The sequence below is a fragment of the Haloferax sp. ATCC BAA-644 genome (assembly GCF_000336975.1).
Lineage (GTDB): Archaea > Halobacteriota > Halobacteria > Halobacteriales > Haloferacaceae > Haloferax > Haloferax volcanii.
The window spans coordinates 53475-77907 of the sequence record NZ_AOLF01000024.1; the positions used below are offsets into that span (position 1 = coordinate 53475).

A 24433-nucleotide genomic window follows, 5' to 3' on the forward strand; every position below is an offset into this window, starting at 1 on the left:
GCTTCTTCCGCCTCTCACCTCCCGCTTCCCACTCGCACCCTCGCCACCGCGCTCAGCGAAAAAGTACTTGTCACTGTACTATGACGATTCGGTCGATGCGTTCCCGCATGACACCACCCGATTCGCCCTCCGCCAGCGACTCGGCCGGGACCGACGACCCGGCTTCGGCCGGCGCTCGGGAGTCGGCTTCGGCCGCCACCGGCACCAGCACCCGTCGCGGCGTGCTTCGCCTGCTCGGAGCGGGCGCGGTCGCCGGGGTCGCCGGATGCCTCGGCGGCGACGAGGGACAGACTGACGACGATTCCGCCGAAGGCGTCCGCTTCGAAGACGGCTGGCGGACCTACGCCCACGACGACGCCAACACCGCGTTCCGCCGCGAGGGCACCCCCATCTCCGAGCCGACCATCGAGTACGAACCCGACTTCGGGATGGGCTCCACCGAGCCAGTCGCCGCCGACGGGGTGGCTTACACGCCCAGCGACCCGATACGGGCGCTCGACCCGGCCGCCGGCGAGGAGTTGTGGACCGCACAGGGAGAGGAGTGGACCGCACCGGTCGTCCTCGACGGCGTCGTCTACTCGCTCGGTGTGACGGTCCACGGCCCGAACCGACTCGCGCTCTACCGCGCCCGGACCGGTCGGCTGTTCCGGACTATCGAACTCCCGGGGCGTCCACAGACGCCGCCGGCGTTCTCCAACGACCGCGAGACGCTGTTTCTCGGCCTCGACGACGAGCGCGTCTGCGCGGTCGATATCGACGCCGCCGAGGTCAGATGGACGCGGTCGCTGTTCGGCGCGGTCCGGCGACCCCTCGCGGTCAATCTCGGCGCGATATACGTCGTCACGGAAGGACAGCGCCTCTACTGCCTCGGAACTGACGGCAGCGCTTTCTGGCAGGCTCCGACCGAGACGGTCGAAACCGTCGCGCCGGTCGTCGGTGACGAGCGGGTGTACCTCGCCGGTTGGGACCGCATCGCCGCGCTCGAACGGCGGAACGGCGACGTGGTCTGGGAGGACGACCGCGGCGTCCACGAGCGGCTCGCGTTCGACGGCGAGCGCCTCTACGCGGTCCGCGGGTCGCTCCGGGCGCTCGACAGCGCGACCGGCGAGGAGCGGTGGCGCTACTACCCCGAAGAGACCGTCTCCGCCGCGAGCATCGTCGGCGACGCGGTGTACGTCGGCACCGGAGACGGCGACCTCGTCGCCCTGAACCGAACCGGCGACGGCGGCCTGTTCGGTGACCGCGAGCGCTGGTCGATTTCGCTCGGTCGCAACGTCGGCCACTCGCTGGCCGCGACCGACCGCCGGGTGTTCTGCCCGGTCGTCCGCGACGACGGCCTGCCGAGCATGACTGTCGTCGCCGACGCCGCCGACGGGTCGAGTGCGGGGACGACCGCGGACGCCGGCGGATCGGAGTCGTGACGACCCCCGACGCGAGACTATCGAGACGGGCGTTCCTCGGAACTCTCGGAACCGGCGCGGCCGTCGGTCTCGCGGGCTGTGTCGGCGGCGACGAGGGCTCGACGGGCGACGGACGGGCCGACTGGCCGCACCCGTACTTCTCGCCGGAGGGGACCGGCTACAACCCCCGTGCGACCGGCCCGGCGTCGGAGCCGAGCGAGTCGTGGAGCGTCGAGGTGAACGGCCTCGAACTGGCGCGCCCGGTCGTGTTCGACGAGACGGTGTATCTCGCCACCAGCGAGCGCCTCCGGGCGTTTTCGGTCGCCGATGGCACCGAACTGTGGTCGGTCGAAAGCGACACTCAGAGCGGCTTCCGCTCGTCGGTGACGGTCGATTCGGAGCGCGTCTACGTCGGCCACGTCGGAGCCAGAACCGGCGTGCTCGCGTACACCCGCGACGGCGAGGAGGCGTGGTACGCGCCGACCGCGTCGAGCGTCTGGGCACCCGTCGTCCGACCCGAACCGGACCGCAACTGTCTCTACACCGCTGACACCGCGGGGAACCTCTACCGCGTCCGCACCAACGACGGGAGCGTCGAGTGGCGCGAGGAACTGTTCGGCCCGGTTCGGTCCCTCGCGGCCCGGTACGACACCGTCGTCGCGGGCACGGAGGGCGGCGAAGTGTTCTCGTACCAAGACGAGGGCGTCGAACGCGGCGCGACCGGGCGGTGGCGAACCAAACACCCCGGCGGCGTGCAGGCGCTCGCAGTCACCCAGTCGAACGACGTGTTCGCGGGCTTCTTCGGCGCGGGCGTCGCCCGGCTCAGGGGGGGCCTCCGCGCCGGCGCGGTGGCCTGGCACCAAGAAGACCCCTCGCCGCACGGCTCGCTCGTCGTCGGCCCCCGGCGCGTCTTTTCGACCGACGGGGCCGGCCTCGACGCTTTCGACAAACGTTCCGGCTCCCCCTCGTGGGCGGCCGGCGACGATTTCTTTGCCCCGCCAGCGGGTGCCGGCGACACCGTCTTCGTCTCGGATACGAGCGACGACGGCGGCGTCGTCGCCTACGACACGGGGGGCGGCGTCGGCCTCGACGACACCCGCATCGGTGCGGTGCGCTGGCGATACGACCTCACGGGGCGCGCCTTGACCGGTCCGACGCCGGCGGGCGACGCGCTGTTCGTCGTCGAATCGGGGGGCGACGACGGGGCGCGGCGACTCGTCGCGTTGCGGGCCGGGTAAAAGAGCGATTCGGGGGCGCTCGACAGGGTCGTCTCGGGAGACCGCGACCCTCAGATGAGTCCCAGTATCCACCGCGTGACCTCGGAGGTCGCGAAGAAGGCACCTTCCACCCGGGAGAAGACCCTCCCGGTCCAGAGCGCGGCGACTATCAGGAGGGTGACCACGACCAGCCACGCGAACGTCCCGAGCGCCGAGGCGCTCACCGCGAGCGGGCTGGCGACCGCCGCGACGCCGACGATACCGGTGATGTTGAGGATGTTGCTGCCGACGACGTTGCCCACCGAGACCCCGAGGCTCCGCTGTCGGAGCGCGACGAGCGAGACGGCGAACTCCGGCGTCGACGTCCCCGCCGCGACGATTGTGCCGCCGATGACCCACTCGGAGACGCCGGCCCCGCGGGCCAGCTCCGAGGCGGCGAGCACCATGTAGTCGCCGCTCACCAACACCAGCGCCAACCCGCCCGCGAGGAACACGGCGTCCCGCCCGGGGAAGTCGATTCGGTCGGTTATCGGGCGGGTCACGCCGCCGTCTCCGAGCGACTGGTCGGCCGATTGCTCGGTTGCTCCATCGGCCTCTGTCTGAGAGCTACGGAGCAGGTACGCCGTGTAGGCGACGAACGCCCCGACTAAGAGGACGCCTTCGAGCCTCGTGACCCGGAGGTCGAACAGGACCAGTCCGCCGAGGAGCGTGCTCGCCAGCAGGGCGACGCCGTCGCGGGAGACGAGCGACTCCGCGACCGGAATCACCCGGAACAGCGAGATGACGCCCAACACGAACGCCACGTTGTAGATGTTCGAGCCGAGGACGTTGGCGACCGCGATGTCGCCCAACCCCTTGTACGCGGCGTCGACCGCGACCGAGAGCTCCGGCGTCGAGGTCCCGATCGCGACGATTGTCAGTCCGATGGTGAGCTCCGAGAGGCCGAACCGCCGAGCCGACCGAACGGCGGCGTCGACCAACAGTCGCGCGCCGACCCAGAGCCCGAGCACTGACACGAGAATCACGCCGATTTGAACGACGGGTCCGCCTCTGAGCATGGTACTGGGTTCTCGGGAGTCGGATAATCAATGTTGGGCGCGCGGCGTTCACAATCTATCGACGACCGCGAGACCGCGAGGCTGCGAGGCTACGAGACTGCAAACCCCCCAGACTGCCGACCTACTCCTCGGGCGCGCCGGAGACGATATCGACGCCGGACGACGCGCCGATGCGCTCCGCGCCGGCTTCGAACATGGCGACCGCCTCGTCGTAGGAGCCGACGCCGCCGGAGGCCTTGACGGGCAGGTACTCGGCCATGAGTTCGACGTCTTCGACCGTCGCGCCGCCGTCGGCGAAGCCGGTGGCGGTCTTGACGAAGGCGGCGTCGGCCTCGGCGGCCGCCTCGCAGGCGCGGTGTTTCTCCTCCTCGGTGAGAAGCGCCGTCTCGATGATGACTTTCACGGGAACCGGGACGGCGGCGACGACCTCCGAGATGTCCTCGGTCACGAGTTCGTCGTCGCCGGCTTTGAGCCGACCGACGTTGATGACCATGTCCAGTTCGTCCGCGCCGGCCTGCCACGCGTCGACGGCCTCCTCGCGCTTGGCCGTCGTCGTGTGCTGACCGTGGGGGAAGCCGACGACCGTCGCCAGCAACACGTCCGGGGCGTATTCGCTCGCCTCGGCGACGTAGCACGGCGGGATGCAGGCGTTCATCCCCCACTCGGCGGCGTCGTCGAGGACGGCCTCCACGTCGGCCATCGTCGTCTCGGGTCCGAGGACCGTGTGGTCGATGCGGGCGGCGAGGTCGGCTCGGTTCATACCCTGTCGAGGCGACCCGAGGCTAAAGAACGTAAGGCTTTCACGCCGCCCCGCCGCGCCTCCTGCATGGCCATTCTCCCCGAGGGGTTCGCGCTCCCGCCGCTCCCCTACCTCGTCGCTCTCGTCGCGGGACTCGTCGGCGTCGGCGTCGGACTGCGTCGCACGCGACCGACGGTCACGCCCGCGCACGTCCTCGCGCTCGTCCCGTGGATGGTGTCGGGGTCGGCGCTGCACGTCCTCTACGTCGTCGGCGCGCTCCCGCCCGCGGTCGAACCGCTCGCCGGCACGCCAGCGGTCTACCTGTCGGTGGCCGTCGTCGCCGGCGCGACGTGGCTCGCGCTCGACGCGGCCGACCTCGCCTCGCCGCAGACGCTCGCGGCTCCGGGGCTGCTCGTCGCCGCCGGCCTCGCCGGCTTCGCGCTCTTCGCCGGCCTCGCCGCCGGGACGCTCTCGGTCGTCTGGCCCGGTCTCGCCCTCGTCGCCGCGGTCGTCGTCACCCCGCTGACGTGGCGGGTCGTGACGCGACTCGCCCCCGAGGCGGCCGCCGCGGGGTCGCTCGGTCTCCTCGCCATCTTCGGACACGCCCTCGACGCGCTGTCGACCGCCGTCGGCGTCGACGTGCTCGGCTTCGGTGAGCGGACGCCGCTGTCGCGCGTCATCCTCGACGCCGCCGCGGCGCTTCCGACCGCGGAGGTCATCGGCGTCGGCTGGCTGTTCGTCCTCGTGAAACTCGCCGTCGCCGGCTTCGTGGTCGCCCTCCTCGCCGGCTACGTCCGCGAGGACCCGACCGAGGGGTCGCTCCTGTTGGGCCTCGTCGCCGCCGTCGGCCTCGGCCCCGGCGTCCACAACCTCCTGTTGTTCGCCATCGCCGGCTGAGGCCGCGATTCTGCTCGGACGCGCCCACACTCCATTTTCTCGACACCGTAGTCGCCCGACCCGGGAGAGTTATCCCACCGGCGAACCGACCTACGGGGACGCATGTCCCGTGTCATCTGCGCCGGCCACGTCAACTGGGACGTCACCCTCCGCGTGGACGCCCTGCCGGAGCCCGACGGCGAGGCGACCGTCGAGTCGCGGGTCGGCGCGGGCGGCGGCAGCGCCGCCAACGTCGCCAGCGGCCTCGTCGGCCTCGACGTGCCCGCCGCGCTCCTCGGGAGCGTCGGCGACGACGAACACGGCCACGCCGCCGTCGCGGAACTCGCCTCGAAGGGCGTCGACTGCCGCCACGTCGTCAGCGTCGACGGCGGCCCGACCACGGTCAAGTACATCGTCGTCGACGCCGCGGGCGAGGTGTTCGTCCTCGGCTCGCCCGGCGTCAACGAGGCGTTCGAGGCGACCGACCTGCCGACCGACCCGCTCGCGGCCGCCGACCACCTCCACCTGACGAGCCAGTCGCCCGACACGGCCGCGACGCTCGCCGGACGGGCACACGAGGTCGAAACGACCGTCAGCTTCGACCCCGGGCGGCGTGTCGGAGACCGGGGCTACGCCGACGCGCTCCGCGAGGTTGACTACGTCTTTCTCAACGACCGCGAGGCCGCCACCGCGCTCGGTGAAGCGGCGGTCCAGCGTGGACGAGACGCCGCCGCAGACCCCATCTCAGACGTGGCCGAGGCGCTCGCGCAGACGACGCTCGTTCTCAAACACGGCCCGCGCGGCGCGGAGGTCAGGGACGGCGACGACCGACACGTCCACCCCGGCTTCCCTATCGACGCGGTTGACACGACCGGCGCGGGCGACGCCTTCGCCTCGGGCTTCATCGCGGCCCGCCTCGACGGGGCGACCTACGAGCGGGCGCTGGCGGTCGCCAACGCCTGCGGCGCGCTCACCGCGGCCGAGCCGGGCGCGCGGACGCAACTCAGTTGGCGGCGGCTGGACGACCTCGTCGAGGGCTGAGCCGCCGCGTCCACGCCGCTCGGCGCCGACCCCACCAGTTTTATCCTCACCAGCCATTCGTCGGGACGATGTTCGACCAGCTCCCGGCCGCCGTCGCCGCCCTCGACGCCGCGTCGAGCCTCGGCGCACTCGCCGGGCGACTGCTCCTCGGCGCGGTCGTCGGGGTCGCGGCCGCGGTCGTGATGGCCATCCCGATGTGGCGGCAGGACGACGGCTTCACGCCGGCGTACGTCGCCGCCGCGGTCGTCCGCCGAACGACGCCGGACGAGGTGAGCTTCGGCGACGCGAACGTCGCCCACCACGCCGCCGGCGCGCTCGCCGGCGTTCTCTACGCGGTCGTCTACCTCCTCACCGACGCCCTCGCGCCGGACCTCGCCGTCGCCGGCATCGACCTCCCCTCGCACCTCGTCGCGACCGCGGTCGTCGTGGCGTTCATCTACGTCGCGTTCGCCCGATTCATCTTCCCCCGCGCCGGGCGACGCATCTACGTGGAGCGCGCGACGGCGGTCCGCGGGCAGTGGCTCCGCTCCTCGCTCGTGTTCGGGGCGACGCTACTGGTCCTCGCGCCGGCGATTTTTACCGGGTTCGCGTGACGGCGACCCGGTCGGTCGGCTGAGCGGTCGGCCGCTCGGTCGAGTCGACCGCTCCCGCCCCCGGTCGAACCGCGTCGTTTTTGCCCGCGACCCGAGTGGGTCGGTACATGGCGAAACAGCCCCACCTCCTCGTCGAAGAAGGCGACGTGAACGACATCGCGCTCATCCCGGGCGACCCCGGGCGCGTCGACCGCATCGCGAAGCAGTGTGACAACGTCGAGGAAGTCGCGCAGAACCGCGAGTACAAGGTCGTCAACGCCGAGTACGAGGGCGTCCCGCTCACCATCTCCTCGACCGGCATCGGCTGCCCGTCGGCCGCCATCGCCATCGAGGAACTCGCCCGCGTCGGCGTGGAGACGTTCATCCGCGTCGGCACCATCGGCGCGCTGCAGGAAGACATCGAAGTCGGTGACATGATCGTCGCCACGGGCGCGGCCAAGGAGGAAGGCACCTCGAAGCGCTACGAGTCCGAGGTGTACCCGGCCGTCCCCGACTACGACGTGCTCACGTCGCTCGTCGACTCGGCCGAGGCCAACGACGAGGACATCCACGTCGGCCCCATCGTCTCCGACGACGCGTTCTACAACGAGTCCGACGAGTACGTGGACGACTGGAACGCCGCGGGCCTGCTCGCCATCGAGATGGAGGCCGCGACGGTGTTCTCGCTCGCCCGCCGGAAGGGCCTCCGCGCCGGCGCTATCTGCACGGTCGACGGCAACCTCGTCGCCGGCACCCAGAAGGGAGCCGACTCGGACGAGGAACTCCCCGAGAAGGCGAAGAACAACGTCGAGCGCGCCATCTCCATCTCGCTCGACGCCGTTGCCGACCTCGCGTAGACGACAGCCGTGGACCCTCACCATCTCGCGGCCCGCGCGGTCGCACGCGTCGGCGCGCTCCGCGCCCGGATTCGCCGGATAGAGCGGCGCGAGATGGTGGCGTTCGGCCGCTGGATGGAGAACACGAACAACCTGCTTCACCTCTCGATTCTCCTCATCATCCCCGTGCTCATCGCGGTGGTGACGCTCATCTCCAACTCGGTCAGCACGCTGTCGTTCCTGCTGTTCCCGCCGCTCGCGTCGGGGTCGTACACGCTGTTTTCCGACCCGGAGGGGCGGTACGCCTCGCCCGTGAAGTTCGTCGTCGCCCTCACGGTCGGCGCGCTCTGCGGCCTCGTCGCGGTCGGCTTCACCGGCTGGGCGTACGGCCCGACCGGGACCGCACTCGTCCACCCGTCGGCGGCGGCGCTCGCCATCTTCCTCGCGGGCGCGACGACGTGGGCGTTAGACGTGGAAGCGCCGTCCGCGTTTTCGACGGCGCTCTTGACGCTCGTCACGGGCAACGTGAACCCCGAGGAGTACGTGGTGAGCATCTTCTTCGCCAGCGTCGTCATCGCCATCGCGTTCACCATCTGGCGCGAGCAGTTCTACGAGCGCCGCGCGGAGTACCTCTACGGGACCGTCCGCGGCGACGACCACGTCCTCGTCCCGATGCGCGGCGAGACGGCGACCCAGACGGCCTTTTTCGCCGCCCGACTCGCCGCCGCCCACAGCGCCGGCAAGGTAGTCCTCCTCGACGTGCTCCCGGCGACGCCGGCCGACGAGAGCGACGCGACCCCGGACACCACGGCCGACGGCGAACTCGACGCCGACGCCGACGCGTCGGTCGAGCGCCTCGAATCCTGCGCCCACAACCTACGGACCCAGTTAGGCGTCCCCGTGGAAATCGCCGTCGCGCGCGGCGACCCGCTGACGGCGACCACCGAGGCCGCGGCGAACACCAACTCCGACCTCGTGGTGACGCCCTACGAGGAGGACCGCGGCCTGCTTTCGGACTACATCCGCGGCCTGTTCGGCGGCTCGTACGACACCGTGGCGTTCCGCTCGACCGGCGAGACCTACCGCTGGCGGCGCGTGCTCGTCCTCGTCGCGCGCCCCGGCGACGCCGCCCACGCGATGATAGACTTCGCGACTCGCCTCGCCGGGAAGACGGGGAGCGTGAGCGTCACGACGTGCATCTCCTCGGAGGTCGAACGCCGGCCCGCGGAGTCGAAGCTCGCCAATCTGGTCGAGACGGCCGACGGGAACATCGAGACGCGGGTCGCCCGCTCGGAGGTGACGGCGTTTATCGCCTCCAACGCCGCCTCCTACGACCTCGTGGTGCTCGGCTCCAGCGGCGACCGCTCGCCCGCCTCGCGGTTCATCGCGCCGCCGACGTTCGAGCGCATCCGCGAGATAGACTGCGACGTGGCGGTGTTCGACCGCGGGCACTGAGCGCCGAGAGAGGGGGAGCGACGCGTAGCAGCCGGCGTCGGAATCGGCTCGCGCTTGCGACCGGCGTCGCCGGGTTTGTCAGTTACGGTCGTCCGTCCCGGGGTCGTCCGCCTCGACCGTCCCGTTCCCCTCGACCGTTCCGTCTTCGGCCGGCTCGGTGGGCTGTTCGTCGAGCAGCCGTTCCTCGATGGTTTCGAGGCCGCTCCCGCCGACGGCGGACTCCGCGAGGAAGTGGCCGCCGAGTGCCGCGGGGCTGATGACGGTGTTGGCCCCGGCACGGCGCAGTTTCCGCTCGTTTTCCCGCTGGGTCGCCGCCGCGACGATGTGCACGTCGGGGTTGAGCTGTCGCGCCGTGAGGATGGCCAGCGCGTCCTCGGCGTCGTTGTTCGTGGCGACGACGACGGAGCGAGCGGCGTCGACGCGGGTCCGCTGAAGCGCCTCCTCGTCGCTCGGGTCGTCGGTGACCACGTCGTAGCCGCGGTCGGTGAGGCGCTTGGCGCGGCCCTCGTCGGGCGTGACGATGACGACGCGGGCGCGGTCGCCGAGCTCTTCGAGAATCGGTTCGGTCAGTTCCCCGTAGCCGAGGACGAGGACGTGGTTCTCCAGGATGTCGAGTTGTGATTCGGTCATGCGTCCGAGTGCTTTGGTGAGTCGCGCTTCGATTGCGGGCGTGAGCAGGACACCGAGCGCCACGGCGAACGTCGCCACCGTGATGAGGAGCGCCGAGATGCCGAACAGTCTGGCGATGGCGGTCTGCGGGTAGATGTCGCCGTAGCCGACCGTGCTGCCGGTGACGACGCCGAAATAAAACGCGTCGAACAGCGTGTCGATGCCGTTGAACTGCTCTCTGAGCGCCCACGCGCCGGCGGTCGTGTAGGTCTGTGCGCCCGCGATGGCGAGCAGCGCCGACAGCTGCGTCGCCGTCAGGTCGAGGTCGCGGTCGAACGCCCTGTGATTGAACACCAACAGCGCGAGGCTGATAAGCGAGAGGCCGACGAGCGGGGCCGCCCGCTCGGGCGACTGGATGAGCCCCTGCGCGGCGGTCACCGGGAGCAACACCGCGGTCGAGTACCACGCGGCGCGGTAGCGGCGGCGGAGCCCGAAGACGCTCGCGAGGAGCAGAAAGCCCGTCAGCGTTCCGGTGAAGCCGGCGGTGATGCGGACCGCGTCGGGGATGTGGGGTGCCAGCACGCCGCCGGCGACCGGGGAGCTGATGTTGAGGATGCCGATGGCGACCGACAGGACGGCGGCGACGAACACCGTCCCGATGGTCGCGCGGGCACCGACCCACTCGCGTACCGAAGCCATGTCTCTCGCAGTTCTGGCGTCCGAGGGCAAAAAGCGGTCGGGTATCGGCCCGTCACGGGTGCGTCGTCACGTCTTTATCGCGTCGGTGAGTGTACCGGGGCATGGCTTCACTCCCCGTCGAAGTCGTCTACGGGCTGTACTTCGGCGTCCTCACGGGTCTCGTGCCGGCCGCCGTCGCGTGGCTCCTCGGCTTCGGCTTCCGCTACGTCACCGGCGTCACCGTGCCGGGCCTCGCCGTCGTCGTCCTCAGCGTCGCCATCGCGGGCGCGAGCGGCGGCCTCATGGCGCTGGCCGACCCGACGATTACGCAGTCGGAGAGCCAGGTCAGGCTGACGGTCGCGCTGTTGGTCGTCCTGATGGGGTCGTTGTACGCCCACAATCGCGGCGACGCTTTCGCCAACGACATCCCGCGGAAGATGTCGCTTCGAAAGCTCACCGAGCGGTCGCTTTCGACCGACGTGGTCGAACTCGTCGGCGGCCGCGGGCAGGTCAGCGTCACCGTCACCGGCGAGGTCGGTGACATCGAGGGTTACCCGCCGGTTCCGCTCGACATCCGCACCGGCATCCGCAACGGCGAGTGGACGTTCCCCGCGGACATCCCGCTCGTGGAACTCGAATCGCGGTTTGCCGACCGCCTGCAAAACGAGTTCGACCTCGCCGCCGTCGAGGTCAGACTCGACGAGCGGGCCCGCGCCACCGTCACCGCCGCGGCCCCGGTCGGCGGCCTCTCGAAGCGCCTCCCGGCGGGCAAGCGCGCGGTGTCGGTGACGGCACTCGTGCCGACGGGGCTCGCGCAGGGCGACGACGTGGTCGTCGTCACCGACGGCGGCACGGTCTCGGCGACCGTCGCCGGAGTCGACTCCGTCGCGGAGGTCCCGAGCGAACCCGACGACGATGACGACGACGCGGACGCCCCGAAGGCCGCACCGCGCGCCCCCACGGCTGTCGGCGGCGAGGGTCGCGTCACGCTCGCGGTCGACCGGGGGCAGGTCGAACCGCTCCTCACGAGCGACGTGGAGCGGCTCGTCGTCACCTCCCGCGGCGTCCGTCGGGAGTTCGAACTCGTCTCACTGCTCCGCCGCGCCGGCAAGCGCTTCTCTCGGCTCTCGGTTCGGTCCGAGAGCCCGCTCGACGGCGTGACACTCGGCGAGGCGGGCGTCCGCGACGCCTACGGCGTGGCGGTCCTCGCGGTCCGGCACGGCGGCAACTGGACGATTGCGCCGCGAGGGGACCAAGCGGTCTCCGCGGGTGACACGCTCTACGCGGTCGGGTCGAGAACCGACCTGACCGGCTTCGAGGAGGCGGTGGCGTGATGTCGGCGCTGCTCTCCGCGTTCGCCTCGGCCGCCGGCGCGGGCACCGCCGTTTCGGTCGCGCCCGCCGCCGACCTGTTCGCGGCGGTCGGAGGGGCGCCGGCCGCCGCCGGACAGGTGTCGATTCCGCCGGCCGACGACTCGCTCGTCCTGCAGGCGCTCCGGCTCGTCGGCCTCGTCGTCGGCGCGTTCGTCGTGTCGGCGGTCGCCTCGCTGCTCTATCGCTGGTACACCCGCGAGATAATCCCGCGGGCGTTGGCGGTGCTGTTCGGCGGCGCGGTCGTCGCGCTCTACCTGAACACCATCGGTCTGTTCGGCGCGTTCACCACCGGCACCGAGACCGAGGTGTTCCAACTCGACACCGTGCTTTTCAACGTCGCGTCGCTCGCCGGCGGGGCGCTCGTCGCGCCGGTCGGCCGGGTCGCCGGCGACCGACTGGCGACGGACGTGTTCGCCGTCGCGGGCGCGAAGGAACTCGACGCCGACGTGAGTCGACTCGTCCGGACCGTCGGCCGCGTCACGTCGGTGACGCTCCCCGAGGACATCGGCGACATCGAGGGGTACGACCCGGTCGCCGAGGCCGTCAAGACCCAGCTGAGCGGGAAGACGCTGCTGTTCCCCCGGCGGCTCAGCGAGGCCGAACTTCGCGACCGACTCGCCACGCGCATCAAGGACGACCACGGCGTCGGCCACGTCGACGTGGAGTTCGAGGCCGGCGAGAGCGAGGTGTCCTACCTCGCGCTCGGCAGTCGCGCGGCCGGCCTCGGGCCGACGCTCGCGCCCGGCACCGTCGCGGTCGCGATTCGCGGCGACCCCGGCTCCGGCGCGGCCGCCGGCGACCCCGTGCAGGTGTGGTCGGTTCCGAAGCCGGACGCGGACGACGACGACGACGGGCCGTCAGACGCCGCCGTCGCGGGTGCGTCCGACCCGACCGATGCGCCCGAGTCCGCCGGCTCGACCGAGACGCCCGCGGGCGGGCCCGACGCGGGCTCGCTGTCCGACGGCGGCACCGACGCGCCGGCCGCGCCGACCCGCGTCGCCTTCGGCGAACTCCGGGGCGTCGCCGACGACGTGGCGACCGTCGCCCTCGACGAGGAGGACGCCGACCGCCTGACGAGCGGCGAGGCGTACCGGCTCGTGACGCTCCCCGCGGACCCTCACGTCGACCGCGAATTCGCGTCGCTCCTCCGGAACGCCGACGAGACGATGGCGGTCACGACCGTCGCGCCGGGTGCCGACCTCGACGGGCTGACTGTTTCGGACGTGGACACCACGGTCGTCGCCATCCGGTCTTCGAACCGTCCCGTGGACGCGATTCCCGGCCGGGGACGCGAACTGGCGGCCGGCGACACGCTCTACGTCGTCGGCCGGCCGGAGGTGCTCCGGAAGGTCGAACGCCGGGCGACGACCGACACGGGCCGCACCGACGGCCGCACCGACGGCGGCGACGACGGAGCCGACACCGGCGGGTCCGACGGCGAGGCCTCGCGGTCGTCCGGGGCGCAATCCTCATGAGCGCCGGGCGACGAGACGGGAGTATGGAGTGGAAGCTGTTCGCCGACCTCGCGGAAGTCGCCGGCTCGCGCACCGTTCGGGTCGACGTCGACGGCGACGCGACCGTCGGCGACGCGCTCGACGCCCTCGTCGGGGCGCATCCGGCGCTCGAATCGCGGGTGTTCGGTGACGACGGCGAACTGTACGACCACATCAACGTCCTCCGGAACGGCGAGGCGGCCGCGCTCGGCGAGGAAGCGGATACCGGCGACGAACTCGCGCTGTTCCCGCCGGTCAGCGGCGGCTAGCGCGCGGTCGTCGCCCCGACGCGGCGACGGTCATCGGTTCTCGAAGCCTGACGGACGGCCCCCGAGCGGCCGGTCTGTCAGTACGCGGGACGGGGGACGACGGCACGAGACGGAACGGGGGGAGTAGAACAGCGGGACGGGATAGAACTGGGTGAGATAGAACAGCGGGACGGGATAGAACTGGGTGAGATAGAACAGCGGGACGGAACGCGATACCGCGAGAGAGAACGGAACGGAGAGACGCGTCGCGGTCGGTCGCGAAGCGGGAAGGCGAGTTCCGAGTCCGAGTTACTCGCTCGGGCGCGGCAGCGCCGTAAACAGCGTCTCGACGATGGAGAAGGGGTCGTAGACGGACTGGTGACACTGGCAGTAGACGCCGTCTTCGCCGCCGAACGTGGCGGAGCTGGCCGCCTGCTTGTAGCCGGGGACACAGCAGAAGTGCGTACACTTGTTGAGCCACGCGATGACGCCCTGGTCCGTCGAGGCGGCGAGCCACTCGTTGTCCTGTGCGGCCTCCTCGATACGCGTCGAACGGAGCACCTGAATCGGAATCGTGTCCTCGGTGTCCTGGGAGCGCCACGTACCGGTCGCAGGCTGTCCGAGCCCGGCCTGTCCGATGCCGTTGCCCCACGACTCGTACTCGTCGAAGTCGTTGACGTTCAAGCGGTCGCCGGCGCTGTACGCCTCGGACTGCCAGTCGTAGGCCCCGTTGTCCGAGCGGAAGTAGTTGTCAGACTCGAACGACGGAGAGAGCGCCTCGTAGGACTGCACGCCGCAGTACTGGAACCAGTCCTGCGAGTAGGTGACGCCGGTTCCCTGATAGTCCTCGGTGATGGCGAGTTCGACTTCCACACCGTTCTGGGTGACGGTCTGAACCTCGGGCCAGACGCCTCTGATGTAGCCCTCGTCGTCGATTTCAATCGGAATCTGGGGCATACCGCGCGGTGCGGGACCGCCGGTGTTCTCGATGGCGTACGCCTGCGTCGGACCGCCACCGGACCCGGTGGACGACGTTGCGCTGTTGACGGCGGCCGCGCCTGTCGTTCCCACGCCCGCGAGCGCCGCTCCCCCGACGACGCCCTTGACGAACCGACGGCGACCCGAATCGGCGGGGTACTTGTCGCTATCGCTCATACACTCACCTTCGACCCAGCCAGTAAAAGCGTGACGAATCAACCGTGTTAGTGCGCCCGACGAACCGACCGCCCGCGAGGGGGTGCGGCCGGCCGAGCGACCGAGTGAAAAACTGGACGAACCATTAGAAACGTTCGTTGAGGAATCGTCTCCGGGCAAATTTTCGGCGTTACTCGTGGCCTTTTAGAATGTGGTACTCGTATTCGAGTAGGATGCGATTGCACACCAGAGACGTGCGGCAAGACGTTCGCGAGCTGGGGGCGCTGCTCGGGGACGTGCTCGAAGCGCAGACGTCGACGGCGTCGTTCGAGACGGTCGAAGAGCTTCGACAGGCGGCCATCGCCTACCGGAAAGGCGAATCCGGGTCGCGCGAGCGGCTCTACGACGTGGTCGGCGACCTCGAACCGGAGCGCGAGAGCGTCGTCGCCCGCGCGTTCACGACCTACTTCGAACTCATCAACCTCGCCGAGGAGCGCGAGCGCGTTCGCGTCATCCGCGAGGCGTCACAGGAGGGGACGCTCGAAGACGGCATCCTCGACACGCTCGACGCGCTGGACGACGAGGAGGTCGACGAGGAGCTTCTGGGACGGGTCCTCGAAGACGTGCTCATCGAGCCGACGTTCACGGCGCACCCGACCGAGGCCCGCCGGAAGACGGTGAAATCGAAGCTCCGCTCCATCGCCAACCGGCTGGAGACGCTCGACGAGCGCCGCCTCACCGACCTCGAACACGACCAGGAGTGGCGGCACGTCGTCGCCGAGGTGACGAGCCTCTGGCAGACCTCGCAGGTCCGCGACCGCCGCCCGGAGCCGACCGACGAGGCCCGAAACGTCCAGTGGTACCTCGAAAACACGCTGTTCGACGTGGTCGGTGAGGTGTACGAGGAACTCGAAGAGGAGCTCCGCGCCGAGTATCCCGGCCTCGACGTGCCGAAGCTGTTCGAGTTCCGGTCGTGGGCAGGCTCCGACCGCGACGGCAACCCCTTCGTCACGCCCGAGGTGACCGAAGACACGCTCGAACGCCAGCGAAGCGTCGCCCTCGAAAAGTACAGCGACGCGCTCAAACGTCTCTCCGGTGTGCTGAGCCAGGACGCGACGCGAATCGACCCCGGACACGAGCTCGAGCGCTCGCTGAAGGCCGACCGCGAACACCTCCCCGTCGTCGCCGAGGAGGCCGACGAGCGCTACCCCAACGAGCCGTACCGCCAGAAGCTCAAGCTGATGCGCGAGCGGCTCCGCCGCGTCGAGGACGTCCGCCCGAACGGCTACGCCGACGCGAGCGAACTCATGGCCGACCTCGAAGTCGTCGACGCCAGCCTCCGGCGGACCGGCGCGGAGCAGGTCGCGGACGTGTACGTCGAGCCCCTGATGCGACAGGTCGACACGTTCGGATTCACCCTCGCCAGCCTCGACCTCCGGGACCACCAGGAGAACCACACCGAGGCCGTCCACGAGGCGCTGGCCCACGAGGGTCTCGACTACTACGGCAGTTCCGAACAGGAGCGCGTCGAACTCCTCACGGACGCGATTCTCCAGGAGGAGCCGGTCGTCGACCTCGAAGACCCCGGCGACGTGTCCGAGACGGCCGAGCGCGTCCTCCGCCGCTTCCGCAAGCTCGGCGAGTGGCAGCGCGAGTACGGCGTCGGCGCTATCGACACCTACTGCATCTCGATGACCGAGGAGCCGTCACACGTCCTCGAAGTGCTGTTCCTCGCCGACCAGGCGGGCGTCGTCTCCCTGCCCGACCACTGCGGCATCGACGTGGTCCCGCTCCTCGAAACCGAGTCGGCGCTCAACGGCGCGCGCCGCATCATGGGCACGCTGTTCGAAAACGAGGCCTACGGGACGGCGCTCGCCGCCCGGAACGACGTCCAGGAAATCATGCTGGGCTACTCCGACTCCAACAAGGAAAACGGCTTCCTCGCGGCCAACTGGGACCTCTACAAGAACCAGCGCCGCCTCGCGGACATCTGCGACGACTTCGACGTGACGATGCGGCTGTTCCACGGCCGCGGCGGCTCCATCTCCCGCGGCGGCGGCCCGATGAACGAGGCCATGCTCGCGCTCCCGAACGAGACCGTCACGGGGCAGATTAAGTTCACCGAACAGGGCGAGGCCATCGCCGAGAAGTACGCCAACCCGCGCATCGCGGAGCGGAACCTCGAACAGATGCTCAACGCCCAGATTCGCGCCCGCCTGCAAGCGATTCGGACGCCCGAGGAGGAAGTCCCCGACCGCTGGGTCGACGCCATGGACACCATGGCGGCCGCCGCGCGCGAGGAGTACCGCGACCTCCTCGAATCCGACGGCTTCGTCTCCTACTTCGAGCAGGCGACCCCCATCACCGTCATCGAGGAACTCAACCTCGGCTCCCGGCCGGCCTCCCGGTCCGACGAGCGCAGCGTCGAGGACCTGCGGGCCATCCCGTGGGTGTTCTCGTGGACCCAGTCGCGGTGTATCCTCCCCGGCTGGTACTCGCTGGCCGCCGGCGTCAACGCCTTCCTCGAAGACGGCGGCGACATGGACGACCTCCGCGAGATGTACGACGAGTGGGCGTTCTTCCGCAGCACGTTCGACAACGCCGCGATGGCGCTTGCGCGCACCGACCTCGAAATCGCCACGGAGTACGCGAACCTCGCCGACGAGGAGCTCCGCGAGGAGTTCTTCACCCGACTCACCGAGGAGTACGAGGACGCCGCGGACCTCATGCTCGACATCAGCGAGCGCAGCAGCCTCCTGAAGCGCGAGTGGCTCGAAGAGAGCCTCCGCCGCCGCAACCCCTACGTCGACCCGCTGAACCTGCTGCAGACCCACCTGCTGTCGCAGACCCACCGGACCGACGAGGAAGAACGGACCCTGCGGCTCACGGTCAAAGGCATCGCCGCCGGGATGAAGAACACCGGATAACGCGACCGCGACGCCGACGCCCTCGGCCACCCGCCGAGGTCGTCGTCGCCGTCACCGTCGCCGCGCCGTCGGGACCGACTAGGCCCGACGGAGGTCGTACGGGTTCGAACAGACCGGACAGGTCTGCCGCGCGACGCGATACTCGCTTTTCAACCGCTGTCTGACGCCGTCGAAGTCGGCGTCGCCCTCGTATCTCGATTCCACTTGCTGTCCGCAGTGCGGGCACACCACCACCACCGTTGCCATATTCGACGGTACGGGCGAGTCCATCATATATGTTCACCCTGTTTGTGTCGGGGTCGCACGTCCCACTCAGACGGGGCTGCCGGTGGCGACGAATACGAGGCACAGGGCAGTCGAACGCGGTGAAAACGAGGGTTTCGTCGGCATCGTCGTCCGCCGGGTGCGGACCGGCTCAGCTCAGACCTGGTTCCACGGCGCTTCCTCGAAGTCGACGATGCGGTGGGTCGAATCGAGGCCGTCGATGGCGGCCACGTCCTCGTCGTCGAGGTCGAGGTCGAGCGCGGCGAAGTTGTCGCGGATGTGGTCGGGCGAGGCGGCCTTCGGGATGGGCGTCGCGCCCTTCTCGATGAGCCACGCGAGGGCGACCTGCGCGGGCGACGCGTCGTGCTTCTCGGCGATGTCGACGATGACCGCCTCGTCGGCGACCTGATTGCGCGCGATGGGCGAGTAGGCGACCAGCCGGTGGTCGTGTTCGGCGGCGAACTCCCGGAGTTCGGTCTGCTGGAGCATCGGGTGCATCTCGACCTGGTGGGCGAACACCGGCGCGTCGAGCGTCTCGATGGCCGATTCGAGCTGGTCGGGTCGGAAGTTGCTCAGGCCGACGCGGTCGATGACGCCCGCCTCGACGAGTTCGTCGAGGGCCGCGAGCGTCTCGTCTTCGTCGTAGCTGTCGATTGGCCAGTGGACGTACAGCAGGTCGATGGTGTCGACGCCGAGCTTGTCGGCGGACTCGCGGGCCGTCTCCAGCACGTCGTCGTAACCGAGGTTGTCGGTGTCGAGCTTCGTCGCCACGAACACGTCGTCGATGTCCACGTCCGATTCGGCGAGGCCCTCGCCGACGTACTCCTCGTTGTGGTACATCTGGGCCGTGTCGACGTGGCGGTAGCCGGCGTCGAGGGCGGTTTTCACGGCCTCGACGCACTCGTCGCGGTCCTCGAGCTTGTACGTCCCGAAGCCGAGTCGCGGGAAGTCCTTCATGGGCGGACGATTGCGGGCTGGCGAGTCAAATCCTGCGGTCGCGGAAGCCGTGGGTACACTTACCATCGGCCCGCCGGTGGTTGGGGTATGCCCTCCGAGAAGGAGAAGATGCTCGCGGGCGACTCGTACGACGCGAGCGACCCGGAACTCGTCGCGGAGCGAAAGCGCGCGCGCCGGCTCACGCGCCGGTTCAACGACACCGACGAGACCCAAATCGAGCGCCGCGAGGAGCTGATTCGGGAGCTGTTCGGGGCGGTCGGCGAGTCGTTCGAAATCGAGCCGCCGTTCCGCTGCGATTACGGCTACAACGTCCGCGTCGGCGAGGAGTTCTTCGCCAACTTCGACTGCGTCTTCCTCGACGTGTGTCCCATCACCATCGGAGACAACTGCCAACTCGGGCCGGGCGTCCACGTCTACACCGCGACCCACCCGGTCGACGCCGCGGAGCGAATCAAGGGCCCGGAGTCGGGCGAGCCGGTGACAATCGGTGACAACGCGTGGCTCGGCGGCCGCGCGGTCGTCAACCCCGGCGTCACCATCGGTGACGACGCGGTGGTCGCCTCCGGTGCGGTCGTCACGAAGGACGTGCCCGACTCGGTGGTCGTCGGCGGCAACCCGGCGCGAGTCATTAAACGGCTGGACTGAACCGGGATACGCCGCCGAACCGGCGCGACCGTCGCGTCGCCGTCGAGCGATTCTCTCGGATTCGGGTGCGTGCGGTGCTCTGGCACACGATGTTCCCTCCGAAATGGTTTTGAAGTACGCTCGCACACGGTCAGTATGCCGACGGACGAATACGACCCAGAGATGGGGCGCAAGTTCATTTTCGTAACCGGGGGTGTCATGTCCGGTCTCGGGAAGGGTATCACGGCCGCGAGCACCGGCCGACTCCTGAAGAACGCCGGGTTCGACGTCACCGCGGTCAAGATAGACCCGTACCTGAACGTCGACGCCGGGACCATGAACCCCTACGAGCACGGGGAGGTGTACGTCCTGAAAGACGGCGCGGAAGTCGACCTCGACCTCGGGAACTACGAGCGGTTCCTCGGCGTCGACATGACCGCCGACCACAACATCACGACGGGCAAGACCTACCAACACGTCATCCAGAAGGAGCGCGACGGCGACTACCTCGGGAAGACGGTCCAGATTATCCCGCACGTCACGGAGGACATCAAGCGCCGCATTCGCGAGGCGGCCGAGGGCACCGACGTGTGTCTCGTCGAGGTCGGCGGCACCGTCGGCGACATCGAGTCGATGCCGTTCCTCGAATCGCTCCGCCAGTTCGCCTCCGAAGAGGAAGACGGCGACGTGCTGTTTACGCACGTCACGCTCGTCCCCTACTCGAAGAACGGCGAGCAGAAGACGAAGCCCACCCAGCACTCCGTCAAGGAACTTCGGAGCATCGGCCTCCAGCCGGACATCCTCGTCGGCCGCGCCGACGACAAACTCGAACCGGCGACGAAGAGCAAAATCGCGCAGTTCTGCGACGTGCCGGACGCCGCGGTGTTCTCCAACCCCGACGTGCCGGACATCTACCACGTCCCGCTGATGGTCGAAGAGGAGGGCCTCGACGAGTACGTCATGGAGCGCCTCGGCATCGCCGACGAGGCGCTTCCCAAAGCGGAGCGCGACAACCGCTGGCGCGAACTCGTCACGGCCGACCGGACCGGCTCGGTCGATATCGCGCTCGTCGGCAAGTACGCCCTCGAAGACGCCTACATGTCCATCCACGAGGCGCTCAAGCACGCGGGCATCGAGTGCGGCGTCGACGTGAACATCCTCTGGGTCGACTCCGACGAGATGCTCGACAAGCACGAAGAGCGCCTGAAGGACGCCGACGGCGTCGTCGTCCCCGGCGGCTTCGGCTCCCGCGGAACCGGCGGCAAAATCGAGGCCATCCGCTACGCCCGCGAGAACGACGTGCCCTTCCTCGGCCTCTGTCTGGGCTTCCAGATGGCCGTCGTCGAGCAGGCCCGGAACGTCCTCGGCCACGAGGAGGCCCACTCGGCCGAACTCGACCCCGAGACGCCGTACCCCGTCATCGACCTCCTGCCGGAGCAGTACGAGGTCGACGAGATGGGCGGCACGATGCGCCTCGGCGCGCACGACACCGACATCGACGCCGGCACGCTCGCGGAGGCGGTGTACGGCGACACCTCCTGTACGGAGCGCCACCGCCACCGCTACGAGGTGAACCCCGAACTCATCGACGAACTCGAATCCGAGGGGCTCCGCTTCTCCGGCCGGGCCGAAAACCGCATGGAGATTCTCGAACTGACCGACCACCCGTTCTTCTTCGGAACGCAGTTCCACCCCGAGTTCCGCTCTCGACCCGACCGCGCGAGCCCGCCGTTCCTCGGCTTCCTCCGCGCGGTCCTCGGCGAACTCGACGCGCGCGAACTCGGCAACGAAGAGGTGACAGCATAATGGTACACGTAGACGAATTCATCGAAGACGCGACCGAATCGATTCGCGACCAAATCGGCGACGAGCACGCCATCATCGCCCTCTCGGGCGGCGTGGACTCCTCCGTCGCCGCGACGCTCGCCTACGAGGCCGTCGGCGAGCAGCTCACCCCGGTCTACGTCGACACCGGCCTGATGCGCAAAGGCGAGACCGAACAGATTTCGGACACCTTCTCCTTCATGGAGAGCCTCCGCGTCGTCGACGCCCGCGACCGCTTTTTCGACGCCCTCGAGGGCGTCGTCGACCCCGAGGAAAAGCGCAAGGTCATCGGCGAGCAGTTCATCCGCGAGTTCGAGCGCGAGGCGAAGGAGACCGACGCCCAGTACCTCGTGCAGGGGACCATCTACCCCGACCGCATCGAGTCCGAGGGCAACATCAAGTCCCACCACAACGTCGGCGGACTGCCGGACGTGGTGGACTTCGAGGGCATCGTCGAACCCGTCCGCGACCTCTACAAGGACGAGGTCCGCGAGGTCGCCCGCGCGCTCGGCCTCGAATCCATCATCGCCGAGCGGATGCCGTTCCCGGGGCCGGGGCTGGCGGTCCGCGTCCTCGGCGAAGTCACGCCCGAGAAGGTGCAGGTCGCCCGCGACGCGTGTCACGTCGTCGAAGACGAGACCGAAAAGCACGACCCGTGGCAGGCGTTCGCCGCCGTCATCGGCAAGGGCACGGGCGTCAAGGGTGACAACCGCGTCCACGGCTGGATTGTCTCCGTGCGCTCCGTGGAGTCGCGCGACGGCATGACCGCCCGCGCGCAGGAGCTCCCGTGGGACACCCTCCAGCGCATCCAGTCGCGCATCACCGGGACGAACGAGAACGTCGCCCGCGTCGTCTACGACGTGACCCACAAACCGCCGGCGACCATCGAGTACGAATGACGACGGCAGTCGTCGCGGGGGCGGACCCCGACGGACTCGGTGAAGCGCTCGAAGACGAGGGCGCGACGGTCGTCCGCGTCGCCGGCATCGCCTCCGCCGACTCCCTCGACGAGGCCGGCATCGAGGACGCCGACCTGCTCGTGCTCACCGACATGGACGACGCGACGGCCATCGCGGTGGCCAAAGAGCAGAACCCCGACGTGCGCGTCGTGACCTACGCCTACGACACCCTTCCGGAGTTCGCCAAGGGGCAGGCCGACCTCGCTATCGACCCGAACCTGCTCGCGGTCGACGTGGTCGCCGAAGAACTCGTCTGAGACGGTCAGGAATCCCTGACCGTCTCGGCGCGCAGACTTTCTTTCAATATTCTAGTTGTGCAAATATTGATATCATCGCGGTCCTTCATGATGGTTGCAGATGTCGTCCCTCTCCCGACGAACGATGCTGAAGAGCCTCGGCGCAACCGGCCTCCTGCTCGCAGGCGGCGCGACGACCGCGGCGGCACGCCCCGGCGGCGTCGCCGCGGGTGACGCGCGGTTCCGAGTCGGCCACTTCTCGCCCGACGCGCCCCCCGTAGACGTGTACGTAAACGGCGACCCCTTCCCCGGCTTGCAGGGCGTCCCGTTCGGCGTGCTCTCCGACTACTTCACCGTCCCCGCGGGGACGTACCAGGTCGAGGTGACGCCCGCGGGCGACGCCTCGACGGTGGTCATCGACGCCGAGGTCACGCTCCGGCGCAACCGCGATTACACCGTCGCGGCGACGGACGTGCTCGACGCTATCACGCCCGTCGTGCTCACGGACACGAACCGCCCGGCACCGTACGGCAAGGCCAGCGTCCGCGTCGCGCACTTCTCACCCGACGCGCCCGAGGTCGACATCGTCGTCAAAGACGGCCCGACGCTGTTTTCGGGACTGGCGTTCGGCGGCGTTTCGCAGTACGAGACGGTGCCCGCCGGGACGTACGACCTCCAGGTCGTCCTGTCGTCGAACGGGGCGGTCGTGCTCGACCTCCCCGGGACGACGCTCCCCGGCGGCCGGACCATCTCGGTGTTCGCCATCGGGTTCGCCACCGGCGGGTCGCCCGGCTTCAGCGTTCTGCCCGTGGTGGACGCCGTCTCGCCCGCTCGCAAGCCCAAGCCACCGTCCGGCGGCGACGTCTGTCGCGTGGGCTGAGTCGATACCGGTCGCCGCCCGGCGCGAGAGTCGAAACCGCCCGATTGCGGCGGGTGACTCCGGCCCGCGTTGCCATGGTCGAAACCCCCTTTTGGCGTCCCCGCCGATAGCCGGTGACATGGTTCGGGTCTCGACCGGCGCGCGCATCCACTTCGGGTTCCTCAATCTGAGCCTCGCCCGCGACCGCCTCTACGGCGGCGTCGGCGTCGCGCTCGACGAGCCGCGGGTGGTCGTCGCCGCCGAGCCCGCAACCGACGTTCGGTGTCGGCATCCCGCCGCCCGCGAGTACGCCGAACAGGCGGTCGACCTCCTCGGCGTCGAGGGCGTCGACGTGTCGGTCGAACGCACCCTGCCGCGACACGCCGGCCTCGGCAGCGGGACGCAGCTCGCGCTCGCGGTGTTGCGGTCGGTCGCGGCCGCCACCGACCGCGAGGCCGACGTGCGCCGACTCGCCCCCGAGATGGGCCGCGGCGGGCGCTCCGGAGTCGGCGTCGCCACGTTCGAAGCCGGCGGGGCCGTCCTCGACGCGGGCCACCCGACCGCGCGCTTCACCACCGACAGACCGGAAGACGGCTCGTGGTCGGTGCCGGCGGTCGCCGCCCGACACGAGGTGCCCGACCGCTGGCGGTTCCTGCTCGTCGTCCCCGACGCCGACCCCGGCCGCAACGGCGCGGCCGAGGAGTCGAGCATGCGCTCCGTCGTCGAGCGCGCGGACGCCCAGACCGGCGACCGAATCGCCGGCATCGTCACGCGCCGACTCCTCCCGGCGCTCGCCGAGGGGTCCGCCGAGCGCTTCGGCGGGGCCGTCGAATCCGTCGGCCGGCTCAACGGGACGTGGTACGCCGACGAGCAGGGCGGGGTCTACCGGCCGCCGGTCGGCGCGCTCGTCTCGTCGCTGTCGGAGTCGCCCGTCGTCTACGGCGCGGGCCAGTCGTCGTGGGGGCCGACCGTCTACGGCGTGACCGACGCCGACCACGTCGACGAGGCGGTCGAGGCGGGCCGCGCCGCGCTGGCCGACGCCGACATCGAGGGC

Annotated in this window: 23 protein-coding genes; 17 read left to right on the forward strand and 6 right to left on the reverse strand. The window is 69.8% G+C overall.

Going from position 1 to position 24433, the window contains the following annotated elements:
- Window positions 1–221: 221 nt before the first annotated feature.
- Window positions 222–1421 (forward strand): PQQ-binding-like beta-propeller repeat protein, encoded by a 1200-nt coding sequence (locus C458_RS11635; protein WP_008575912.1) that lies wholly within the window; start codon window positions 222–224, stop codon window positions 1419–1421.
- Complete coding sequence (locus C458_RS11640) at window positions 1418–2638, forward strand: PQQ-binding-like beta-propeller repeat protein (protein WP_008575913.1); 1221 nt, start codon at window positions 1418–1420, stop codon at window positions 2636–2638. The genes C458_RS11635 and C458_RS11640 overlap by 4 nt, the downstream gene beginning before the upstream one ends.
- Before the next feature lie 50 nt (window positions 2639–2688).
- Here C458_RS11640 and C458_RS11645 read toward each other — a convergent pair whose 3' ends face one another.
- Window positions 2689–3675 carry a sodium:calcium antiporter gene (locus tag C458_RS11645; protein ID WP_008575914.1) on the reverse strand — a complete coding sequence of 329 codons (987 nt, stop codon included), beginning with the start codon at window positions 3673–3675 and terminating at the stop codon, window positions 2689–2691.
- Window positions 3676–3796: 121 nt separating this feature from the next.
- On the reverse strand, window positions 3797–4435 hold the full coding sequence (gene deoC, locus C458_RS11650; RefSeq protein ID WP_008575915.1) for a deoxyribose-phosphate aldolase: 639 nt from the start codon (window positions 4433–4435) through the stop codon (window positions 3797–3799).
- 66 nt (window positions 4436–4501) lie between these two features.
- On the opposite strand from deoC, the gene C458_RS11655 reads away from it, so the two are divergent.
- The 5 genes from C458_RS11655 (at window position 4502) to C458_RS11675 (ending at window position 9194) form a co-directional block, all read left to right on the forward strand.
- The gene (locus C458_RS11655) at window positions 4502–5311 is read left to right on the forward strand and encodes a DUF63 family protein (RefSeq protein ID WP_008575916.1); all 810 of its coding nucleotides are present in this window, start codon (window positions 4502–4504) and stop codon (window positions 5309–5311) included.
- 102 nt (window positions 5312–5413) lie between these two features.
- The gene (locus C458_RS11660; RefSeq protein WP_008575918.1) at window positions 5414–6331 is read left to right on the forward strand and encodes a carbohydrate kinase family protein; all 918 of its coding nucleotides are present in this window, start codon (window positions 5414–5416) and stop codon (window positions 6329–6331) included.
- A gap of 68 nt (window positions 6332–6399) precedes the next feature.
- Window positions 6400–6924, forward strand: coding sequence for a hypothetical protein (locus C458_RS11665; RefSeq protein WP_008575919.1), 525 nt, complete (start codon window positions 6400–6402; stop codon window positions 6922–6924).
- 107 nt (window positions 6925–7031) lie between these two features.
- A complete protein-coding gene (locus tag C458_RS11670; RefSeq protein ID WP_008575920.1) occupies window positions 7032–7760 on the forward strand; it encodes a nucleoside phosphorylase in 729 nt (242 codons plus the stop codon).
- Window positions 7761–7769: 9 nt separating this feature from the next.
- Window positions 7770–9194, forward strand: a complete 1425-nt coding sequence (locus C458_RS11675) for a universal stress protein (RefSeq protein WP_008575921.1) — start codon at window positions 7770–7772, stop codon at window positions 9192–9194.
- 78 nt (window positions 9195–9272) lie between these two features.
- Here C458_RS11675 and C458_RS11680 read toward each other — a convergent pair whose 3' ends face one another.
- Window positions 9273–10502 (reverse strand): NAD-binding protein, encoded by a 1230-nt coding sequence (locus tag C458_RS11680; RefSeq protein WP_008575922.1) that lies wholly within the window; start codon window positions 10500–10502, stop codon window positions 9273–9275.
- A 101-nt stretch (window positions 10503–10603) separates the two neighbouring features.
- Here C458_RS11680 and C458_RS11685 point away from each other — a divergent pair, with 101 nt between their 5' ends.
- Genes C458_RS11685 through samp1 form a run of 3 tightly spaced genes read left to right on the forward strand, consistent with a single transcriptional unit; the run spans window position 10604 to window position 13616 of the window.
- The gene (locus C458_RS11685; RefSeq protein ID WP_008575923.1) at window positions 10604–11815 is read left to right on the forward strand and encodes a potassium channel family protein; all 1212 of its coding nucleotides are present in this window, start codon (window positions 10604–10606) and stop codon (window positions 11813–11815) included.
- Complete coding sequence (locus tag C458_RS11690; RefSeq protein WP_008575924.1) at window positions 11815–13329, forward strand: cation:proton antiporter regulatory subunit; 1515 nt, start codon at window positions 11815–11817, stop codon at window positions 13327–13329. Before C458_RS11685 ends, C458_RS11690 begins: the two co-directional genes overlap by 1 nt.
- Window positions 13330–13352: 23 nt before the next feature.
- On the forward strand, window positions 13353–13616 hold the full coding sequence (gene samp1 / locus C458_RS11695; protein ID WP_008575926.1) for a ubiquitin-like modifier protein SAMP1: 264 nt from the start codon (window positions 13353–13355) through the stop codon (window positions 13614–13616).
- 288 nt (window positions 13617–13904) lie between these two features.
- On the opposite strand, the gene C458_RS11700 is transcribed toward samp1, so the two are convergent.
- Complete coding sequence (locus tag C458_RS11700) at window positions 13905–14750, reverse strand: cytochrome bc1 complex Rieske iron-sulfur protein (protein ID WP_008575927.1); 846 nt, start codon at window positions 14748–14750, stop codon at window positions 13905–13907.
- A gap of 212 nt (window positions 14751–14962) precedes the next feature.
- Between C458_RS11700 and ppc the strand changes: the two genes are divergently transcribed.
- Window positions 14963–17656, forward strand: coding sequence for a phosphoenolpyruvate carboxylase (gene ppc / locus C458_RS11705; RefSeq protein ID WP_004062362.1), 2694 nt, complete (start codon window positions 14963–14965; stop codon window positions 17654–17656).
- Between the two features lie 78 nt (window positions 17657–17734).
- On the opposite strand, the gene C458_RS18280 is transcribed toward ppc, so the two are convergent.
- Window positions 17735–17902 (reverse strand): hypothetical protein, encoded by a 168-nt coding sequence (locus C458_RS18280; protein ID WP_155821702.1) that lies wholly within the window; start codon window positions 17900–17902, stop codon window positions 17735–17737.
- 174 nt (window positions 17903–18076) lie between these two features.
- Window positions 18077–18877, reverse strand: a complete 801-nt coding sequence (locus C458_RS11710) for an aldo/keto reductase (RefSeq protein WP_008575928.1) — start codon at window positions 18875–18877, stop codon at window positions 18077–18079.
- Window positions 18878–18964: 87 nt separating this feature from the next.
- On the opposite strand from C458_RS11710, the gene C458_RS11715 reads away from it, so the two are divergent.
- The 6 genes from C458_RS11715 to C458_RS11740 all read left to right on the forward strand — a co-directional run.
- Window positions 18965–19522, forward strand: a complete 558-nt coding sequence (locus C458_RS11715; protein WP_008575929.1) for a sugar O-acetyltransferase — start codon at window positions 18965–18967, stop codon at window positions 19520–19522.
- Between the two features lie 135 nt (window positions 19523–19657).
- Window positions 19658–21307, forward strand: a complete 1650-nt coding sequence (gene pyrG, locus C458_RS11720) for a glutamine hydrolyzing CTP synthase (protein ID WP_008575930.1) — start codon at window positions 19658–19660, stop codon at window positions 21305–21307.
- Window positions 21307–22224 (forward strand): glutamine-hydrolyzing GMP synthase, encoded by a 918-nt coding sequence (gene guaA / locus C458_RS11725; protein ID WP_008575932.1) that lies wholly within the window; start codon window positions 21307–21309, stop codon window positions 22222–22224. Before pyrG ends, guaA begins: the two co-directional genes overlap by 1 nt.
- A complete protein-coding gene (locus C458_RS11730; protein ID WP_008575934.1) occupies window positions 22221–22541 on the forward strand; it encodes an NAD-binding protein in 321 nt (106 codons plus the stop codon). Before guaA ends, C458_RS11730 begins: the two co-directional genes overlap by 4 nt.
- 124 nt (window positions 22542–22665) lie before the next feature.
- On the forward strand, window positions 22666–23400 hold the full coding sequence (locus tag C458_RS11735) for a DUF4397 domain-containing protein (protein ID WP_008575936.1): 735 nt from the start codon (window positions 22666–22668) through the stop codon (window positions 23398–23400).
- 118 nt (window positions 23401–23518) lie between these two features.
- The coding region (locus C458_RS11740; protein ID WP_008575939.1) for a beta-ribofuranosylaminobenzene 5'-phosphate synthase family protein at window positions 23519–24433 on the forward strand (915 nt) is incomplete at its 3' end.

Bases quoted from the DNA above. Each gene is read 5' to 3' on its own strand.
- C458_RS11655 (WP_008575916.1), top strand. From the start codon at position 4,502: ATGGCCATTCTCCCCGAGGGGTTCGCGCTCCCGCCGCTCCCCTACCTC.
- C458_RS11690 (WP_008575924.1), top strand. From the start codon at position 11,815: ATGTCGGCGCTGCTCTCCGCGTTCGCCTCGGCCGCCGGCGCGGGCACC.
- C458_RS11730 (WP_008575934.1), top strand. From the start codon at position 22,221: ATGACGACGGCAGTCGTCGCGGGGGCGGACCCCGACGGACTCGGTGAA.
- C458_RS11680 (WP_008575922.1), bottom strand. From the start codon at position 10,502: ATGGCTTCGGTACGCGAGTGGGTCGGTGCCCGCGCGACCATCGGGACG.
- pyrG (WP_008575930.1), top strand. From the start codon at position 19,658: ATGCCGACGGACGAATACGACCCAGAGATGGGGCGCAAGTTCATTTTC.
- C458_RS11700 (WP_008575927.1), bottom strand. From the start codon at position 14,750: ATGAGCGATAGCGACAAGTACCCCGCCGATTCGGGTCGCCGTCGGTTC.
- C458_RS11735 (WP_008575936.1), top strand. From the start codon at position 22,666: ATGCTGAAGAGCCTCGGCGCAACCGGCCTCCTGCTCGCAGGCGGCGCG.
- C458_RS18280 (WP_155821702.1), bottom strand. From the start codon at position 17,902: ATGGCAACGGTGGTGGTGGTGTGCCCGCACTGCGGACAGCAAGTGGAA.
- ppc (WP_004062362.1), top strand. From the start codon at position 14,963: ATGCGATTGCACACCAGAGACGTGCGGCAAGACGTTCGCGAGCTGGGG.
- C458_RS11715 (WP_008575929.1), top strand. From the start codon at position 18,965: ATGCCCTCCGAGAAGGAGAAGATGCTCGCGGGCGACTCGTACGACGCG.
- C458_RS11660 (WP_008575918.1), top strand. From the start codon at position 5,414: ATGTCCCGTGTCATCTGCGCCGGCCACGTCAACTGGGACGTCACCCTC.
- C458_RS11645 (WP_008575914.1), bottom strand. From the start codon at position 3,675: ATGCTCAGAGGCGGACCCGTCGTTCAAATCGGCGTGATTCTCGTGTCA.
- C458_RS11670 (WP_008575920.1), top strand. From the start codon at position 7,032: ATGGCGAAACAGCCCCACCTCCTCGTCGAAGAAGGCGACGTGAACGAC.
- C458_RS11685 (WP_008575923.1), top strand. From the start codon at position 10,604: ATGGCTTCACTCCCCGTCGAAGTCGTCTACGGGCTGTACTTCGGCGTC.
- deoC (WP_008575915.1), bottom strand. From the start codon at position 4,435: ATGAACCGAGCCGACCTCGCCGCCCGCATCGACCACACGGTCCTCGGA.
- guaA (WP_008575932.1), top strand. From the start codon at position 21,307: ATGGTACACGTAGACGAATTCATCGAAGACGCGACCGAATCGATTCGC.
- samp1 (WP_008575926.1), top strand. From the start codon at position 13,353: ATGGAGTGGAAGCTGTTCGCCGACCTCGCGGAAGTCGCCGGCTCGCGC.
- C458_RS11665 (WP_008575919.1), top strand. From the start codon at position 6,400: ATGTTCGACCAGCTCCCGGCCGCCGTCGCCGCCCTCGACGCCGCGTCG.
- C458_RS11710 (WP_008575928.1), bottom strand. From the start codon at position 18,877: ATGAAGGACTTCCCGCGACTCGGCTTCGGGACGTACAAGCTCGAGGAC.